The organism is Legionella sainthelensi, from assembly GCF_900637685.1.
GTDB classification, from domain to species: Bacteria; Pseudomonadota; Gammaproteobacteria; order Legionellales; family Legionellaceae; genus Legionella; species Legionella sainthelensi.
Genome location: NZ_LR134388.1, coordinates 127473 through 146225 on the forward strand (window position 1 = coordinate 127473; position 18753 = coordinate 146225).

Below are 18753 nucleotides of genomic sequence, written 5' to 3' on the forward strand. Positions count from 1 at the left end.
TTCGTTATGAGTATACTACAAACACTACAAGAACAGCTGACCCAACGCCAAGCGATTCCTTTTGTAGAATTCATGCAACTCGCATTGTATGCTCCAAGTGAAGGTTATTATAGTTCGGGATTGCAAAAATTAGGGAAGCATGGCGATTTTATCACTGCTCCTGAATTAACACCTTTGTTTGGCAAGACTTTAGCAAATCAATGCCTGCAAGTGTTCGATGTCCTTGATTCACCTTCAATCTTTGAGTTTGGCGCGGGTTCTGGTGCACTTTGTGTTTCTATATTAGAGCATCTTGCAGAACATAATTCTTTGCCCAAAGCCTATTACATCCTTGAGGTCAGTGCTAATTTAAGTCATCGCCAACGTGAAATGATTGCGCAAAAAATTCCTCATTTAGCGTATCTTGTCACTTGGCTGGATCGTTGGCCAGAAACCCCGTTTAATGGCGTGGTTTTGGCGAATGAAGTCCTTGATGCCATGCCTGTGCATCGTTTTATGAACACCGAACACGGGATTATGGAAAGTTATGTGCGTCTAAACGAACATCAACAATTGATTGAGATTTTCAAACCTTGCCAAAATCAGCGTTTGCAACACTATATAAATCACAAAATAACTTCGCTAGGTGTCCCTTATCTTTCAGAGGTCAATCTCTTTATTGATGATTGGATTTTGAATAATTATCGTATGCTGAAGCAAGGTGTTGTTTTTTTGATTGATTATGGGTTTCCACGCCATGAGTATTATCATCCCGATCGAAATCAGGGAACTTTGATGTGTCATTATCAGCATCATAGTCATTCAAATCCTTTATTGCATCTTGGAGAGCAAGATATTACTGCACATGTAGACTTTACCCATGTAGCAGAGGCCGGACAACAAGCAGGTTTTCATATTGCAGGTTATACCAATCAAGCCTCTTTTTTGCTGGCCAATGGTTTGTTAAGCTTTATTCATTCGTCGACAAGTGAATTAGAACAGATGCGCGCAAAACAAGCGATAAAACAGTTGACACAACCCAGTGAAATGGGTGAGTTGTTTAAAGTAATCGCATTGAGCAAAGAGATGGATGTTGCTTTCCATGGATTTCAACTAAATGATAAACGAGTGAGTTTATGAACGAAAAAAAATATCTTACTACTGTAGAACTGCAAAAAGAATCGATGAAGTTTTCTGCTGGTCATACTACAATCTTCTCTGCCACCGAAAGAGAACCATTGCATGGTCATATGTATGGAGTCTATCTTGCATTGACTACCTGGGTTGAAGAAAATGGGATGACCTTTGATTACCGTTATTATAAAGAGCGCATCCATAAATTATGTCGTTATTTGAACCAAACTTTTTTGATGCCGCAATTTTCCCCTTTTTTAGAATATGCTGAAGATGACGCATATTATTATTTTACGTTCAACTATAAAAAAATTCCTTTTCTTAAGGAAGATGTCACTTTATTACCAGTAACCAATATTACCGTCGAAGAGCTTTCAAAGTGGTTTGTTCATGAGTTAATTCAAGATAAAGATGAATTGGATAGGCATCGCATTGAGAAGGTAGTAGTCAAGGTTTTCTCTGCTCCTGGACAATCCGCCAGCCATGAATGGCAAAGAGCGGATGAATAAATTTCTTCTGCAAGTGATTGCAGAGCTAAAAATGCCAGAAGATAAGGAGCGCACCTATGAAGTTAGGTAAGGATTTAAGCACCTTATCGGCACATCAAATGACAGTCAATACTGTTTATCAAGTGTGTGTCCCCCATACCAACCGAGATTATTTTGATTATATTGCCGATGAATTTTCTCCCCGTATCGGTGCCCGCGTTTGGGTTCCGTTTCGCAAACAAACACGGCTTGGAATTGTAATCAGCGCGAATGACTCGTTGCAGGATAGTGTATTATTAAAAAACATCAGCGCTATTATTGATGAAGAGTCTGTAATTGATGAAAAAATATTGACTTTATGTTCGTGGATAGGAAGTTATTACCAATCACCCTTATCGGAAGTATTACCTTTGGCTTTACCCAAAAAATATCGCTTGGGCCACGCCTGCCAATTGCCTATGGGAGATTTTTATCAATTAGCATTACCTTTGGATGAGGCTAAAACACGTATTTCTGCTCGTGCGCATAAACAGCTAGAACTTATCGAATTTTTAAGTACGCAACACGAGCCTGTTGCTCAACGCGATTTAACTCAAAAAGGATTTAATACCAATCAATTGGGGCACTTACTCGCCGCACAAATTCTTTCTCAATCGCAACAAGTCTTACTTCCTCAACCAGCAAAAATTTCACCATTACCGCCATTGATGCTGAATTCAGAACAAGCGGCTGCTGTCACGACGATTAAAGAACAGCTAAATCATTATCAATGCTTTTTATTACAAGGAGTTACGGGCAGTGGTAAGACGGAAGTTTATTTGCAGGTGATTGCTGAAGTTTTGGGGCAAGAGAAGCAAGTTTTAGTTTTGGTTCCTGAAATTGGGTTAACGCCACAATTAGTAGCCCGTTTTACGGCGCGTTTTCAACAAGCTATTGCAGTGATCCATTCTGGATTAAATGAATCTGAACGACAAATTTCTTGGCAATTGGCAAAAGAAAATAAAGCGAAGATAGTCATCGGAACTAGAGCTTCTATTTTCACTCCAATGCCTGCTTTAGGGCTAATTGTGGTTGATGAAGAGCATGATCCTTCTTTAAAACAAATGGAAGGGGTGCGTTACTCGGCTCGTGATACGGCATTAATGCGGGCAAATTTGGCAAATATTCCCATCATCTTGGGTTCAGCCACACCAAGTCTTGAAAGCATCTATAATAGCAAACAGCAAAAATATAAATTGTTGCGCTTAACTCATAAAGCGTTATCGACAACGCCATTGCATTACCAACTCGTAGATCTGCGCTCTCAAGTAGTGCAACATGGTTTAGCAACCCCAACCTTGCATGTGATCCAAGAACACCTGCAAAAAAAAAATCAGGTTTTGGTATTTATTAATCGCCGTGGTTTTGCGCCAGTATTGTTATGCCATCAATGTGGCTGGATGGTTGATTGTCGTGCTTGCGATAGCCATTTGACGCTCCATAAACAAATAGGGCAGATGATTTGTCATCATTGTGGTTTGACGCAAAAAAAGCCTGGGCATTGCTCGAATTGCCAAGGCACGGAGTTGATTCCCGTAGGAGCAGGTACCCAGCGTATTCATGAATTTTTGGGCATGTATTTTCCTCATGTAGAAGTTGTGCGTATCGACCGCGACGCAGTGCGTAAAAAGAATTCTATGGACGAACATTTAGATAAAATCCATAGTGGCGAGGCTCAGCTGATTGTTGGCACGCAAATGTTGGCAAAAGGTCACCATTTTCCGCGCCTGTCTTTGGTAGTGGTTCTCGATGCGGATGCCGGACTGTACAACCAAGATTTCCGTGCTCTGGAGCATTTAGGACAATTACTAACCCAGGTTTCAGGTCGTGCAGGACGTGCAGATTCTGCAGGACACGTTTTAATTCAAACCCACATGCCGGATCATCCCTTACTTAACTTGTTGATTCAGCAGGGCTATGATCATTTTGCAGATGTTTTATTAACCATGCGTCAGCAAGCCGAAATGCCACCGTTTCATTATCTGGCAGTAGTCCGGGCGCAGGGAAAAGCAGCAACAAATGTATCCAAATTTTTACATGCGGTTAAAGAGCAAATAAAAACGTCCGCTATGATCGTTATGGGGCCTGCACCAGCGCCTATGCCACGTAAAGCCAATCAGTATCGGATGCAATTATTGATCAAATCATCTTCAAGAAAAGTTCTAAAAAATGCTTTAACCCAATTGCGTGAAGAGCTTACAAAAAATAAATTAAGTAATGGTATACGCTGGAATATAGATGTGGACCCTATAGATTTATCTTAATAAAATATCAAATTGGAATCAAAAATGAATGAGCAAAAAGTTGAAATACATAAAAAAGTGTTCTCTATTGCATGGGGCGACATGGATGCCCTAGGGCATGTAAATAATGCACGATATTTTGAGTATTTTCAGGAAGCGCGTATTGAATGGTTAAGAGACTTAAATATTAATATGACGGAAAACACTGGTCCCGTAGTGATTCATGTGGCGTGTACTTTTCTAAAACCGGTGGTTTACCCTGCTAGGGTTACTTTATGTTCTAAAATTCATAGTCTTGGTAATTCCAGTATGGTGATGGATCATGAGCTTTATCACAATGAAGTCCTTATGGCGCATGGTAGCTGTAAAATTGTTTGGGTGGATTATACGCAAAATAAATCAGTCCCATTACCTGATATCTTTCGTACTCTTTATGCAATACCACACCATTGAAAAATAGTTCGGGCTCATTAGATATTTATTATGCTTCAATGAGTGTATTACGTTATCGCGGAATTTGATCTGACAGGACCTCCTGAAAAACTGGAGCTGTCAGATCGCGTTTGAACTACTGTATTTTTATTTTTTGCTCCACTTCATTTTCCACGCTCTCGAGCATCTCTTTGAGTTGGTGTAATTTTTTAGATGATGCGGTTTCAGGTGTTTTGAAGAATGTATTAACATATCCTGTTTTTGTTGTAGCAACCAATAACGCAGGGATTACAGTAAGCGCTGCGACTACACCCAATATACCTTTGAGAATGGGATGAATTGTATGCCATAAATCACGGTGTTGTTTAAATTCTCTTGCCGCTTCATGAAAACTGCCATTGCAAAACTGTTTAAATACTTCAAAGCCTTCTGCAGAGGGCTGTTCAAAAAAAAGTGCGGCATCTTTTAACTTGCCATACAAATTTAAGGCGACTTGAGTCACATTTTTGTAGTTTGCGTTGTGCTTTTGTTTTTGTTGTAGATCCAAAACAATCACATTAAATTGTTTTACAAAATTTAAATACTCGCTCTTCTGTTCAATTAGCATTTTCGCTAGCGCTTTGGTCGCTGCTTCTTTGGCAATTGGTATGAAGTTTTGTTGATGTTCTTGCTGCGCCTTCACTAGTGCTTTATCGAAAGCTTTTTGTGCTGCTTCTTTGGCAATTAGTATGAAGTTTTGTTGATGTTCTTGCTGCGCCTTCACTAGTGCTTTATCGAAAGCTTTTTGTGCTGCTTCTTTGGCAATTGGTATGAAGTTTTGTTGATGTTCTTGCTGCGCCTGTAATAGAGCTTTATCGAAAGCTTTTTGTGCTGCTTCTTTGGCAATTGGTATGAAGTTTTGTTGATGTTCTTGCTGCGCCTGTAATAGAGCTTTATCGAAAGCTTTTTGTGCTGCTTCTTTGGCAATTGGTATGAAGTTTTGTTGATGTTCTTGCTGCGCCTGTAATAGTGCTTTATCGAAAGCTTTTTGTGCTGCTTCTTTGGCAACTGGTACGAAATTTTGCTGGTGTTCTTGCTGTGCCTGTAATAGTGCTTTATCGAAAGCTTTTTGTGCTGCTTCTTTGGCAACTGGTACGAAATTTTGCTGGTGTTCTTGCTGTGCCTGTAATAGTGCTTTATCGAAAGCTTTTTGTGCTGCTGCTTTGGCAATTGGTACAAAATTTTGCTGGTGTTCTTGTTGCGCATTTAATAGCACTTTATCTAAAGCTTTTTGTACTCCTTCCTCGGATATTGGTTCAAACTGTTGTTGTATTGTAATTGGTTTCAGTGCTCGCTTATTTGTTTCTTCTTTATCTAGAGTTACTGGTGCCGTTGCGTCAAATTCTTTATGCATTACTGTTGCTTCATTGCGTCTCATGTCCTCTAATGTTTCTGAAATTAATTTCTTTAATTGTGCTTTGCAATAACTGTCTTGTGTTTCAGGAAGCAAGGAATTGAACCGTTCGACCATGGACGGCGCTATTGATCTAACCATCACTGTCATTGGCATTGTAACCCAACTCATCGTGGCTAATACTGTGGATTTCACACTATCAGCCTGAGTTAGGTTTTGTAGGGGAGCCATATCTTCAATAAATGTTGCTTTTTTCTCTTCCGGAAGATTAACCATCAAAGCATTAAATTGTTCTTTGTGAGCAGTAATGAAGTCTAAAAAGTATTTTCTTCCAATGACTTGGGAGTCGTTTTCATTCGCCTTGTTAAGAAGATCCTGCAGCATATCTACGTCATTTGCTTTCGCACTTATTGCCGTCTCGTTAGAAAGTGGTGGATGCATTTCTATCGGGGTAATTTGAGCTTCTTCTGTTTCATTTGCAAGATTTTTTTCTTTTTCATTATCCATTACAGCGGTGATTACTTCTGTTTCTAAAATGACTTTTGCTTCTTCCTGGGTAATTGCTTCGAGTTCTTGTGGGATGAGTACTGGTTGATCTATTATCGTGTTTTTAACCAAAGCTTCTTCTTGCTCTTGATGTTCCAGTTCTTTTAATAATTTTTTAGCTTCTTGTATTTGTCCTTTTAACACATCCTTTTTATCCTTTGTCGCTGTTTTAGTGAACAAAATCACTTCTTTAATTGTGCTGATATGTTCTTTGCGCGTGCTAAAATTGTTACTATCAAATATTCGGTTCAGTTGTTCGGTTATATAGATCCCTTTAGTTATTGCTAATTGGTGCTTCAATTCATCTTTAATCTCTTTAAATGCTACTTTTCTAGAACGCTTAGTTCTCTTGCTGTAGTCGTCCATATGGCTTAAAGTTTCCATAGATTCATTATATTCAGTTATTATTTCTTTGCATAAACGAAGTTTTAGTTGTGCCTCAGAAGATTGTTCTGCATCTTTTATCTTTATTTTAAGGCTATTTAGTAACTTACCTAATTCTAATCTTGCATCTTGTTCTTTAGTAAATTTTGGCATGATGATCACCCTGTAAAATTTTAAAAATTTTGCTAAAAATTAATTAACTCGCCTTATCGGTGACATTCTTTTTTGGAAAAATGAAACTTATCCGTTTTTCTTTAAGCCACAGTATTACTCACCAAATGCGATATCGAGCCAGAGAGAACACAATTAGAACAATCAGATCTTGATTAATCCAACCAAATGAATTTATATGTGATATAAAAAAATTAGTTAATTACTGATAAAATTAGAAAAATATATGATGCGAATGATGTAACTAGTTGTTTTATTTCTTGTGAAATATGATTCTCTTCTTTAAGAAGTCTGCTATCGTGAGAAATTTGGGATGACAGACTTTTAAATTAAGGTTTTGCAATCGATGGAGAAGGTTGCTGATCCGTTAATTCAAATACAAGCGTGTTGATGTTTGTTTTGATCTCTTTATATAGTTTCGCGGCTTCTTCCATTTGATGTTTCGCGATCATTTTCGGGAGTTCGCTTTCCAGTTCAGCTAAAGCATTTTTTTGCAAGTTCTCTACAATAGGTAAAATTTTATCAGGGGTAAAGTTTCTATTGATAAGCGCCCTGATTTTTATTATTTGAGAAGTGGATTCGTTATAATTTGTCATATCATTCGTATCTTCAAGGTCTGCTTTTTGTAGATTAGCCAGCTTGATTAATGCACTTCTTACTTTTTCAATGAGTTCTTTATTAGACATAATATTCTTCCTACACTGTGTGTAATGTTTTATGGCTTACTTCATTTTCTGAATTATTTTTGATTTCATTAACATTTTTCAAATGTTCCAATTGGTTTTTATAATTATGAAATTGATTTATTTGTTCTAGGCATTCCAAATTTTTCTCGTATACCGCCATGGTTTTACGATTAATTTCTTAAGCTCATATTAAAAAGCTTAACAAGCCAATCTTATGAAACGCTGATCGCAGAACTCTAATTTTGAATAATGTATTCTTGATTGGGCAAAATGGATTAAGGAAAAATAAAGAAACATTGCGGATCAATAATTGTAAGCCCCCTGTTTCTCATCAATTTTTATTTGGCAACAATGAAACTCACTTCAAATAATTATGGTGTTTAAGTTAAGTCAATTTGAGCTCATTTCGCATGAGAATGGCTATTACAAGCAATAATTGGGATAAAAAGTGGGAAGCCGTTATTGCTTCTCGGCCACATAGATGTAACTATAAATGTTGCGCTTCCGGTGTATAATTGATTTTAGTTTGTTGTTTGAGGATACCATGAAAAAACAAAGGATTGTACTTAGCTTATTTTGTTCGTTTTATCTCATTTCAAGTTTTGCCTCTACCTCATTGAATAAGGAAAAGCAAACAACAGGGGTTAATAATAATCCTCTATTTTACCTGCAAGGCATTTATAGTTATCGCGATTTCAAATTTAAATCAGCTAAATTTGCGAATTATAACAGTTTTCAAGGCCATTCAAATTTTTATGCATTAGGGGCCAATAACCTGCAAATAATGAAGGGGCTTACCGGAGGTTTATTTATTTACAGGGCTGACATGAGTTTGGGGTCTAACGTGCTTATTTTTCCTACCCCGCTTATTAAAACAACCCAATCAATCCATAACAATTCGCTTTTTGGTCATTTAACAAAATCGATTATGCCCCATTTATTTGTCGATTTTTATGGTGGTTATGGACAAAATAAGCTTAATTATCTCTCATTAATGGCGCCTAATACGCCTAATCAACAAACTGCTTCAGCTACGAATCATAGCAATAATTGGTTTGTAAGTTTAAGTACTTTATATAACACTGTTTTTCATAATTTTTTAATTACCGGTGCTTTTAGTGTTTTGCATAACGAAATTAAACAAAATGGATTTACTTATTTTTTCCGCCCTAATTTAGTCTCCAATACCATAGCACCGCTCACCAATAAGTCATCGTATCTTTTAGAAAACGCGGAGATAGGCTACAAAATCACCCAAACCATAGAACCTTTTATCAATGGAGGCCTAATTCAGGTTGTCCAGTTTTCAAATAGCCGTCCGCTTATCTCAGGTACATTAGTGAGTACCGCGCCTGAATTTAATTTAAATCAAAATGGATTCCAAGTTGGTGGAGGCGTTAATTTTGCATTGAAAAAAGTGACCTTGCGTTTGGAACAACAATATGTACAACGCGCTAATGTTTATCATAGTAACCTCTCCATAGTTTCATTAAAAATTGCCATGGATTAAGGGAGGGGGCTTTGATTAAGGCAATTAAAACTAGAACGATTCAATTAGGTTTGGGGAGCCTCTGCCTCATTTTTATTCTTTTATTACAAAGTGAACAACCTGCTTTTTTAAATCGTATTAATGGTCTTGTCTATGATTATTTATCCAAATTGAGTTTACATCAAAAAAAGCAATTCCCGAGAGTAGCGATTATCGATATTGACGATTATTCTGTCCAACAAGAAGGTCGTTGGCCGTGGCCGCGCGATAAAATCGCTCTCCTACTGAATAATCTAAAAAATCTTGGGGTACAGGTTGTTGCTTTTGACATCGTGTTTTCTGAGGTTGAAAAAAATTATGCCCTAAGTCTAAAAGAAAAAGTAGCTCAACTACCTTTTGCACAAAAGGATATGCAACAGCAAATTCTGCACCTACTGAGTGAGATAGAACCCTATGTCGATAATGATCAAATTTTCGCTTCTTCCTTATCAAGTAACAATGCCGTTCTCGGTTATTTATTACATTATGATGCGCAGGTAAAAAAAGGTGCTTTACCTCGCCCTTTGCTGGATCAAAATAAGCAACCTATTGATGCCACGAATTACATTGTACCTGAGTTTTTGGGGTATAATGGAATTTTACCTTTATTCTTAAAGGCTTCTCCCCATGCTGGTTTCGTTTCCAATATTCCAGATCTTGATGGTGTAATTCGGCATGGAAGCTTATTAGGAAATTATGCCAATAAATTGTATGCAAACATTGCGCTTGCAGCTGCGATGCAATATCTAGCGGCGGATCACGTAAAATTAGTGACGCATGTGAGTCGTGGTAAAGAACTTTTAGATGGGATCACCATTAAAGATATTTTTATCCCGACGAATCATAAAGGGCAAATACTTATCCCCTTTTGGGGATTACCAGGCACTATTGATTACTATTCAGCAAGTGATGTGATACAAAAGAAACTATCACCCAATGAGCTTGCTGGTTCCATTGTGATTGTTGGTTCCACTATGGTACTTTTAGCTGATCTCCACCAAACTCCTTTATCTCAAACTTTTCCAGGCGCTGAAATAAATGCCAATATAATTACAGCCATTTTGACTCAAGCAGCCCTGGTCGAATTTAATTGGAATACCATCACGGGCATACTGACGATTTGTGCATTAGGTGGTATTTTAGTGCTCGCATTTCCTTTGTGTAGTCCTTTTATCCTGCTGCTTTTTTATTTTCTTATTATTATTGTAATTTCAGGCATTTCTTTTTTATTGTTTAATTATCAAAATATCTTTATTGCCCCAGCACTAATATTTTTATTAAGTACTTTATTAGCAATTATTAATTTTTCATATGATTTCATCCTTGAAAAGCGACAAAAAAACAAAATAAAACAATTATTTGGGCAATATGTTCCTCCTTCTTATGTAAAGAAACTTACGGATTTTTCAGAAACGTACAGTATGGAAGGTGAAACGCGTGAGATGACAGTTTTTTTTGCAGATATCCGTGATTTTACTACCTTAAGTGAACATTTAGAGGCTAAAGAAATTAAACGGTTACTGAATGAGTTTTTTACGCCAATTACGGATATTATTTTTAGTCATAAAGGCACAATCGATAAATACGTGGGCGATATGATCATGGCTTTTTGGGGGGCGCCTTTACCTGATGACGATCACTGTTATCATGCTATTTCAGCCGCTTTAACGATTAAAGATAATTTAGAAGAAATTAATAAAAAATTATTAGAGGTGAACTTGCCCTACATCAGGATAGGTATGGGACTTGCCACGGGATTAATGGATGTAGGAGACATGGGATCAGAGTTTCGTCGTTCCTACACAGTCCTAGGTGATACCGTAAATTTAGCATCACGGTTACAAGATTTAACCAAATACTATCAAATTCCTATCTTAGTTAATGAGTCATCACAAATGAAAGAGACTCCTTTTCTATGGCGTTTAGTGGATCAAATTACCGTGAAGGGACGACATATTCCATTAAAAATTTATGAGCCTTTAGGCTATAAACAAGATGCTTCACCTGAGCTTTTAGCCGGGTTACAAGAATATGAGCAAGGATTAAAATGCTATTATGGACAAGAGTGGGACAAGGCAAAAGAACAATTTCTAAAATTACTGGCACGAGATCCCGAACGGCATCTTTATCAAATTTTTTTGAGTCGTATTGAAGAGTTCATTCAAAAACCACCGCCAAAAGACTGGAACGGTGTGTTTGTTCATACGCAAAAATAAGTGTTGTCTATTGTTTAATTAATATATTGCTAGGAAAGCAAATGAAAAATTTAATGGTTATCAGTGTACTCTTTTACTCCATCAATGCAGTAGCACAACCTGTTGCTAAAGTATTAAATGTCACCAATACAGCAATCGCTAAAAAGGGCAACATACAACGAATACTTTCTCCAGGCTCAACTATTCATATAGGAGAATCAATCATCACTAAAGCGAATGCCAAAATAGATATTCAATATGAAAACGGTACTCTTGTCGCGGTACAAAAAAACTCTAATTATGAGACTGTGGCGTATACACCACAGGCAGCATTAAAATTAAAAGCCAAATTAAATAATGGTGCAATTGAATACAAATCTACTGGAAAAAAGAAAGGTCTCATCCAAACACCTGTTGTCGCCCTTGCGATTCAGGGCACGCAATTCAAACTCATTGCAGCACCACAAAAAACATACATCCAAGTTACTGAAGGAATGGTAAAAAGTGGCAACGAACTTCTCGGTCCTTCACAAAAGTTTGCTAGTGGCTCATTTGATAAAAATCAAAAATTTACTCCAGGCCGTATTCCCTGGAATACTTACAGCAGCTTAAGTGCTGCAAATATGGCGCTGCCCACCCAAAATGAGGCTGTTATACTGAGTAATGAACTCAATATGGAGTTAGTAGCGAATGTGAGTACAAATGCCGCTATAGATAGCTTGGTAACTATGCCTCCAACGGAGCTTGCAGAGCTCATTATCGGTTGCCAATAGGGGAATAAGCTAATACCTGCTTCTACCAAGGAGGGGATCTATTGGATGTATTTCAAACGATAATAGCTGCGCAAAACATAGAGGTGTAGCGGGCAAGAAGACATCTAAGCGATGTGAACCTCTTGCGACCTGTTGACCGTTTTGACTTATTAAATGGGCTCATGGCAACAAGGAGCGAGCCCATTTAAAATGAAACGATGTGTAATTACAGATTTCCGGTTATTGCAATGCCAGTTGGATTAGTAAATCCACTTCCAGTTGTTCCAGGACAACTTAATGCACCAGTACTTTGAGTAATATTACATAAAGATACGGAACTATTGCCGCTATTTGCTATATAGGCAATAGTATTTGCGGAGTTGATCGTGATGCCAAAAGGTTGATTAAATCCACTTCCTGTTGTGCCCGGGCAAGTCAAGGCTCCAGTACTTTGCTCAACGCTACATAGAAAAACTTGACTAGGGGTGGTGTCACCAAAACCATTGCTCACGTATGCAAAATTTCCACCAGGATTCAGGGTGATCCGATTAGGATGATTAAAGTCTCCTGTATAAACAGCACAAGAAGTAAAATTACCCGTACTTTGATCAATGCCACATGCAGAAATATTATTAGCCAGTTCATTAACTATATAAGCAAAAGTACCTGCGGAGTTTACTGTAATACCCCCGGCCCGTTAAATCCACTGCCTGTCGTACTCGGGCAACTTAACTCACCAGTGGTTTGATTAATAACACACTGAGAAACGGTGTTATTTCCACTATTAGTGACATAGGCCATAGTGCCTGCAGGATTAATCGCAATATCAATAGGGCTCTGAAAGGAACCGCCGGTTGTTCCTGGACAATTTAATACTCCGGAGGTTTGATTCACATTGCAAAGAGTAATTAAGCCATTATTTTGATTCACTATATAAGCAAAGCTACCGGTTGGATTAATATGTATGGCACGCGGATTGTTAAATCCACTACCGGTTGTTCCTGGACATGTTAATACCCCAGTAGTTTGATTAATATTACAAAGAGATACCGTGTTTGCTCCACTATTGGTTACATAGGTATATAAAACCACGCAAGTAACGCTTATGTCCGTCACATCTGCCATAACATTTGAACCAGACCCATTACTCACACTACATTTGAGTCCACTGGGTTGTTGCTTTACGGTCACGTCGTAACCGCCACCTTCGGCAACAGGTGTAGAAAATTGAAATGAGATTGCATTAGCAGAAACGGATAAATCGTCGCCGCCATTATTTTGGAGGACTAGGCCGTCCGTAGTTAATCCCGAAATTGACCCTCCGATTGTATATGTCGTTACACTACAGACAATGCTTATATCGGTCACGTTAGCCATAACATTGTAACCTGTAGCATTATCAATGGTACAGGTTAATCCAGCCGGTTGGTGTCGTATGGTGACGGCATAGCTTCCGCCTTCTGCGATAGGTGTAGAAAATTGAAATGAGGTTGCATTAGCAGAAACGGGTAAATCGTCGCCACCGTTGTTTTGGAGGACCAGGCCGTCCGTAGTTAATCCTGAAATTGAACCTCCGATTGTATACGTCGTTGCGCTACAGACAATGCTTATGTTCGTCACATTCGCCATAACATCAGTGCCCGAAGCATTATCAATGGTACATGTTAGTCCAGCTGGTTGGTGCTGGATAGTCACGCTGTAGCTTCCTCCCGCTGCAATTAGTGTAGAAAATTGAAATGAAGTCGAGTTAGCCGGCACAGATAAAGTATCGGTACCATTATTGAGCAGAGTTAATCCACTAGACGTTAGACCAGAAATTGACCCTCCAATGGTATACATAGGGACACTACAGACAATACTTATATTGGTTACATTTCCCATAACATCAGTGCCCGAAGCGTTTTCGATGGAGCAGGTTAATCCAGTTGGTTGTTGTACGATGGTGACCTCGTAACTTCCACCTTCTGGGATAGGTGTTGGAAATTGAAATGAAGTCGCGTTCGCCGGTATCGATAAATCTTCCTTGCCATTATTTCGAATAATTAAACCGTTAGCCGTTAATCCGGCAACTGAACCTCCTATGGTATAGCCGGCAGCAACAACTTCCATGGTAATATAAGAAGTGCTTGTTCTAGTACCAACGATAGGTATCGACGTGGCTGGATGTGCAGTGTTACCAGGCAAAAATTTAAGGACACAGCTCTTTTGTGGAGGTAAAATAACACAATTGGAGGCATCTTGAGAAACATCGGTCCAATCAGAAGGTAAAGTGGCGTGAATATTCGCTGCTGTTACTCTTTTCGAGTTATTAAAAATGGTGACAGTAGCCGGTACACTAGAACCAGCTGTCATTTGTACGACACAATCACCAAGATGATTTTTGCTGAGGCAATTTTTATTAGGTATAATAGACAATGACGCATGAGCCTGTATTAGAATTATTAACCAAGCCATTAAAATCATTAGCAACTGCGCGATTTTATTTTTATTCATTAAATATCCTTTTTCTCTTTTAGATGCAATGCTTACCCTATGGTGACTTGATTCGCAAATGTCACTACACAATCATATTCAAAAAATATCCGTACAGTTTTACACCCCGACTTTTTTGGCTAAACCAGCTAAAAGACGGGGTATTAATAAAAAATATGTTACACAGCAATTGGTGCTTTAATCGCAGGATGAGATTGATAATTCAAAAATTCAAAATCATCAAAAGTATATTCAAACAACGATTGAGGTTTACGCTTAACGTTTAAAGTGGCTAAGGGCAAAGGCTCTCGCGTTAATTGAGTGCGCGCTTGCTCCAAATGATTCAAATACAAATGACAGTCACCCCCCGTCCATATAAAATCGCCTACTTGTAAATTGCATTGTTGGGCAACCATGTGGGTGAGCAAAGAATAAGAGGCGATATTAAATGGCACACCCAAGAATACATCCGCAGAGCGCTGATATAACTGACAAGAAAGAGTATTATTGGCAACATAAAATTGAAATAAGGCATGGCAGGGCATGAGCGCCATTTGATCCAATTCACCAACATTCCAAGCACTGACCAGGAGGCGACGAGAGTCAGGATTGGATTTAATCTCTTGTACAACTTGATTAAGCTGATCGATTGTCCGGCCATCAGTTGTTGGCCAATTTCGCCATTGTTTGCCATAAATAGGGCCTAAATCTCCGTTGCTATCGGCCCATTCATTCCATATAGTGACCCCATTTTCATTTAAATAGGCAATATTTGTATTTCCACTTAAAAACCAGAGTAATTCGTGCACAATACTGCGAGTATGCAGCTTCTTGGTGGTTAATAAAGGAAATCCCTGGCTTAAATCAAAACGCATCTGATATCCAAAGATGGATAAGGTTCCCGTCCCTGTTCGATCGGTTTTTCTTGCTCCATTTTTTAAAATATGTTCTAACAAATTCAAATAAGTTTTCATCGTTTAATCCACCATAACCAAACTCCCAGCAACAGCATGGGAATAGATAAAATTTGCCCCATTGTCAACCATCCGAAGGCTATAAAGCCTAATTGAGGATCGGGTTGTCGGAAAAATTCTGCAATGATTCGGCATACTGCATAACCCATTAAAAATACAGCAGACACTCGGCCCGTAGGGCGAGGTTTACTTGCATAAATCCACACGAGTAAAAACAGGCACACCCCTTCTAACCCAAACTCATAAAGTTCTGAGGGATGACGCGGTTGGTTATCAACATGGCTGTAAACCATACCCCAAGGCATGTCAGTTACTCGCCCCCAAAGTTCACCATTAATAAAGTTACCGATACGTCCTGCTCCTAAACCTATAGGAACTAATGGTGCAATAAAATCACCAATTTCCCAAAAAGGTTTACCTTGGCGGTAAGCAAAGATCCACAGTGCGACTACTACGCCGAGCAAACCGCCATGAAAAGACATCCCACCTTGCCAGATTTTAAATAAAGACAGAGGATTATGTATCAGTTCAGGAAAATCATAAAAAAGCATATAGCCCATACGGCCACCGATAATTACTCCAAGGGCGGCATAAAAGATCAAGTCGCTGATTTGTTCGGATGTCCAGTCTAATTTATAGTGCTTACTGCGCCAATGGGCCAATAACCAGGCACTGACAAAGCCAAGCAAATACATTAAACCATACCAATGGACTTCTAATGGCCCTATTGAAAAAGCAATTGGATTGATATAGGGGAAAGTGAGCATATATTTTTAGGTTCCTTTTTTATATAGCGCCACTTGTTAAGTTCGAGACCATGTTGCAAGTTCGTTCGGCTGTTATGTACTTTTGTACACTTCCTCACCTCACTTTACTTGTGCCTTGTCTAGAATTTAGTGGATGACGCTCTAGCCATGCTTCGTATAATAAAAAATGGCGTCCATTGTAGCTTGGGTGGAGGCTAAGAATCTAGGTTTAGAGCGCATAGAATTCCAAGGCCCCCCTTGTTTCCCAGAATATAATTTTTATCATATTGATCTTTATAAAGATTTTCCAGCTCTGATGAGACTGCCTAAGCCCACTTCTTCCAGAGATTTTTGCAAATGAAAGCGTATTTGTGCGGGATGTTCAAATTCCAGGACTTCTGCAAGTATTTTGCGTGCGCTCGCAATAGCAAAATTACGAATAACCCATTTTACTCTTGGTAAACTAGAAGAGTTCATACTTAAGGTATCAAATCCCATGGCAATTAACAAAATGACTGCCAAAGGATCGCTGGCCATTTCGCCACAAATACTCACCTCAACTCCCGCGGCGTGTCCTCCTTCTACTACTTTGAGTAAAACACGCAGCATTGCTGGATGCATCGCATCATAAAGGCCTGCGACGCGCGCATTATTTCTATCTACAGCCAAGAAGTATTGGGTTAAGTCATTGCTCCCTACAGAGATAAAATCAACTCGCTTCGCAATTTCACGAGCTAAATAAGCAGCCGCAGGTACTTCGATCATCACCCCTAATTTAGGTTTTTCAATGACGCATCCTTCTTCCAATAATTCGGTAAATGCTTGCTCAATAAGATAGGCTGCTTCCTCAACTTCACTTAAATTAGTAACCATAGGCAACATGATACGCAAATTATTTAATTCTTCACTGGCACGCATCATGGCACGTACTTGCATTAGAAAGACATCTGGATGATCCAGAGTAACTCGAATTCCTCGCCATCCTAAATAAGGATTATCTTCTTTAACTGGGAAGTAGGGGAGTACTTTATCGCCCCCTATGTCTAGCGTTCGCATGGTTACTGGACGTGGTGCAAAAGCTTTTAATGTTTGTCTGTAAATAATGGTTTGTTCGTCTTCTGAAGGAAAATGATCCCGGCTCATAAAAGGGACTTCTGAGCGATATAAACCAACTCCTTCTGCTCCCACACTCATTGATAAACCCGCATCCATCGCCAATCCGGTATTTACTTGTAAAGAAACTTTGTAGCTATCAATAGTTTCTGCGGCTTTATCTCGTAAACTGATTAAGCTTTGATTTAATGCTTGTTCTTCTTGTTCAAGAAGTTTGAATTCGGCAAGAACGGATTTAGAGGGCGAAATATAAACTTGTCCATAATATCCATCGACAACAATAGCCCGCTTAGAAATAGATTCTAATTTTAAACCACGCACGCCCATGACTGTGGGCACACCCAATGCACGGGCTAAAATAGCAACATGCGAGTTATTTGAACCTTTTGCTGATACAACTCCAGCTAAATAACCTTCAGGCACTTCTGCCAGGGCGGCGGCAGTGACCTCTTCACCGACAAGAATAGTTCGTTTGGGATAAACAATCTCTTCTTGTTGCGACCATTGTAATGCAGCTAAAACACGACGCCCCAAATCACGAAAATCACTGGCACGCTCGCGTAAGTAAGAGTCCTCCATGCTTTCGAATTGGGCGATATGCTTTTTACAACTGTAGCTAAAGCTGCTTGTGCCCCAATTTTTTCTTTGCGAATGACGTGCTCAACTTCCACTCCCAAGCTGTCTTTATCGAGAATGCGCAAATACACGTCAAAAAGTGCATGCTCGTCTTCTGCTACCACTGCTTTCATGCGTTTGCTTAAGCGGTGCATGTCCTCTCGGGTGGATTCAAGCGCCTCATAAAATGCTTTGATTTCTTCATCCAATGTTTCAACAGGATGAAGTGGAACCGCGTCGATATCTGCGGGAGGGTACACAACTACAGCGCTACCTATCCCAATTCCTGGTACGGAGCCAATCCCGGTAAGTGCTGCTGAGCTTACTTCGACTTTGGTCACCCCCATGGGCTTGGGTAGCGTCAACTCTGCGAGCTCTCCTGTAGCTTCTGCATGAGCGATGATTCCACCTAGCTGGGCGGCCAAGGTAATTAAAAAGGACTCTTCTGTATCATCAAAATGACGCTGTTCTGCTTGCTGAACAATCAGAACACCATAGAGTTTTCGATGCTGGATAATCGGCACCCCCAAGAACGCTTTCAGATGTTCTTCACCTAATAGAGGATTATGATAAAAATCAGGATGAGCTGGGGCATCTTCAATGTTAATTGGCTCTTCACGCCGTCCAACAAGCCCAACAAGACCACTATCTAATGAAATGCGTACCCGAAATTGAGCTTGCTTGTTTAAACCTTCCGTAGCGATAAGTACATATTCGGCATGTTTGGTATCGATAAGGTAAACGGAAGCAGCCTCCGCATTAATGGCTTTATTAATTTGTTGCACTAAAACACCAAGCGCTTCAGAAAGCTGTCTTGCTGCCGTGACTTCTTGAACTATCCGTTTAAGTACCTTGAGCATCTC

The 18753-nt window shown here is 39.1% G+C and carries 13 protein-coding genes and 1 pseudogene; 7 read left to right on the top strand and 7 right to left on the bottom strand.

Going from position 1 to position 18753, the window contains the following annotated elements:
- Window positions 1-6: 6 nt before the first annotated feature.
- Genes EL220_RS00570 through EL220_RS00585 form a run of 4 tightly spaced genes read left to right on the top strand, consistent with a single transcriptional unit; the run spans window position 7 to window position 4336 of the window.
- Window positions 7-1119, top strand: a complete 1113-nt coding sequence (locus tag EL220_RS00570) for a class I SAM-dependent methyltransferase (protein ID WP_027272426.1) — start codon at window positions 7-9, stop codon at window positions 1117-1119.
- Window positions 1116-1622: a 6-pyruvoyl trahydropterin synthase family protein gene (locus tag EL220_RS00575; protein ID WP_027272427.1), complete on the top strand. Its 507-nt coding sequence runs from the start codon at window positions 1116-1118 to the stop codon at window positions 1620-1622. The genes EL220_RS00570 and EL220_RS00575 overlap by 4 nt, the downstream gene beginning before the upstream one ends.
- Before the next feature lie 56 nt (window positions 1623-1678).
- The gene (locus EL220_RS00580) at window positions 1679-3904 is read left to right on the top strand and encodes a primosomal protein N' (RefSeq protein ID WP_051544801.1); all 2226 of its coding nucleotides are present in this window, start codon (window positions 1679-1681) and stop codon (window positions 3902-3904) included.
- Window positions 3905-3928: 24 nt separating this feature from the next.
- Window positions 3929-4336: an acyl-CoA thioesterase gene (locus EL220_RS00585; RefSeq protein ID WP_027272429.1), complete on the top strand. Its 408-nt coding sequence runs from the start codon at window positions 3929-3931 to the stop codon at window positions 4334-4336.
- Between the two features lie 115 nt (window positions 4337-4451).
- On the opposite strand, the gene EL220_RS18430 is transcribed toward EL220_RS00585, so the two are convergent.
- Complete coding sequence (locus tag EL220_RS18430) at window positions 4452-6791, bottom strand: hypothetical protein (RefSeq protein WP_232002560.1); 2340 nt, start codon at window positions 6789-6791, stop codon at window positions 4452-4454.
- A gap of 347 nt (window positions 6792-7138) precedes the next feature.
- A complete protein-coding gene (locus EL220_RS00595; protein ID WP_027272430.1) occupies window positions 7139-7495 on the bottom strand; it encodes a hypothetical protein in 357 nt (118 codons plus the stop codon).
- A gap of 544 nt (window positions 7496-8039) precedes the next feature.
- On the opposite strand from EL220_RS00595, the gene EL220_RS00600 reads away from it, so the two are divergent.
- Genes EL220_RS00600 through EL220_RS00610 form a run of 3 tightly spaced genes read left to right on the top strand, consistent with a single transcriptional unit; the run spans window position 8040 to window position 11991 of the window.
- Window positions 8040-9005, top strand: coding sequence for an autotransporter outer membrane beta-barrel domain-containing protein (locus EL220_RS00600; protein ID WP_027272431.1), 966 nt, complete (start codon window positions 8040-8042; stop codon window positions 9003-9005).
- 11 nt (window positions 9006-9016) lie between these two features.
- Window positions 9017-11239, top strand: a complete 2223-nt coding sequence (locus EL220_RS00605) for a CHASE2 domain-containing protein (RefSeq protein WP_232002561.1) — start codon at window positions 9017-9019, stop codon at window positions 11237-11239.
- Window positions 11240-11280: 41 nt separating this feature from the next.
- Window positions 11281-11991: a FecR domain-containing protein gene (locus EL220_RS00610; RefSeq protein WP_027272433.1), complete on the top strand. Its 711-nt coding sequence runs from the start codon at window positions 11281-11283 to the stop codon at window positions 11989-11991.
- A gap of 205 nt (window positions 11992-12196) precedes the next feature.
- Here EL220_RS00610 and EL220_RS19745 read toward each other — a convergent pair whose 3' ends face one another.
- The 5 genes and pseudogenes from EL220_RS19745 to ptsP form a co-directional block, all read right to left on the bottom strand.
- Entirely contained in the window at window positions 12197-12655 is a 459-nt protein-coding gene (locus tag EL220_RS19745) for a beta-propeller fold lactonase family protein (RefSeq protein WP_414973832.1), read from the bottom strand.
- Window positions 12646-14463, bottom strand: coding sequence for a beta-propeller fold lactonase family protein (locus EL220_RS00615; protein ID WP_232002563.1), 1818 nt, complete (start codon window positions 14461-14463; stop codon window positions 12646-12648). The genes EL220_RS19745 and EL220_RS00615 overlap by 10 nt, the downstream gene beginning before the upstream one ends.
- Before the next feature lie 158 nt (window positions 14464-14621).
- Window positions 14622-15416, bottom strand: a complete 795-nt coding sequence (gene thyA / locus EL220_RS00620; RefSeq protein WP_027272435.1) for a thymidylate synthase — start codon at window positions 15414-15416, stop codon at window positions 14622-14624.
- Window positions 15413-16183, bottom strand: a complete 771-nt coding sequence (gene lgt, locus EL220_RS00625) for a prolipoprotein diacylglyceryl transferase (protein ID WP_027272436.1) — start codon at window positions 16181-16183, stop codon at window positions 15413-15415. Before lgt ends, thyA begins: the two co-directional genes overlap by 4 nt.
- Window positions 16184-16456: 273 nt before the next feature.
- Window positions 16457-18750: pseudogene (gene ptsP, locus EL220_RS00630) on the bottom strand (phosphoenolpyruvate--protein phosphotransferase).
- Between the last annotated feature and the right edge of the window lie 3 nt (window positions 18751-18753).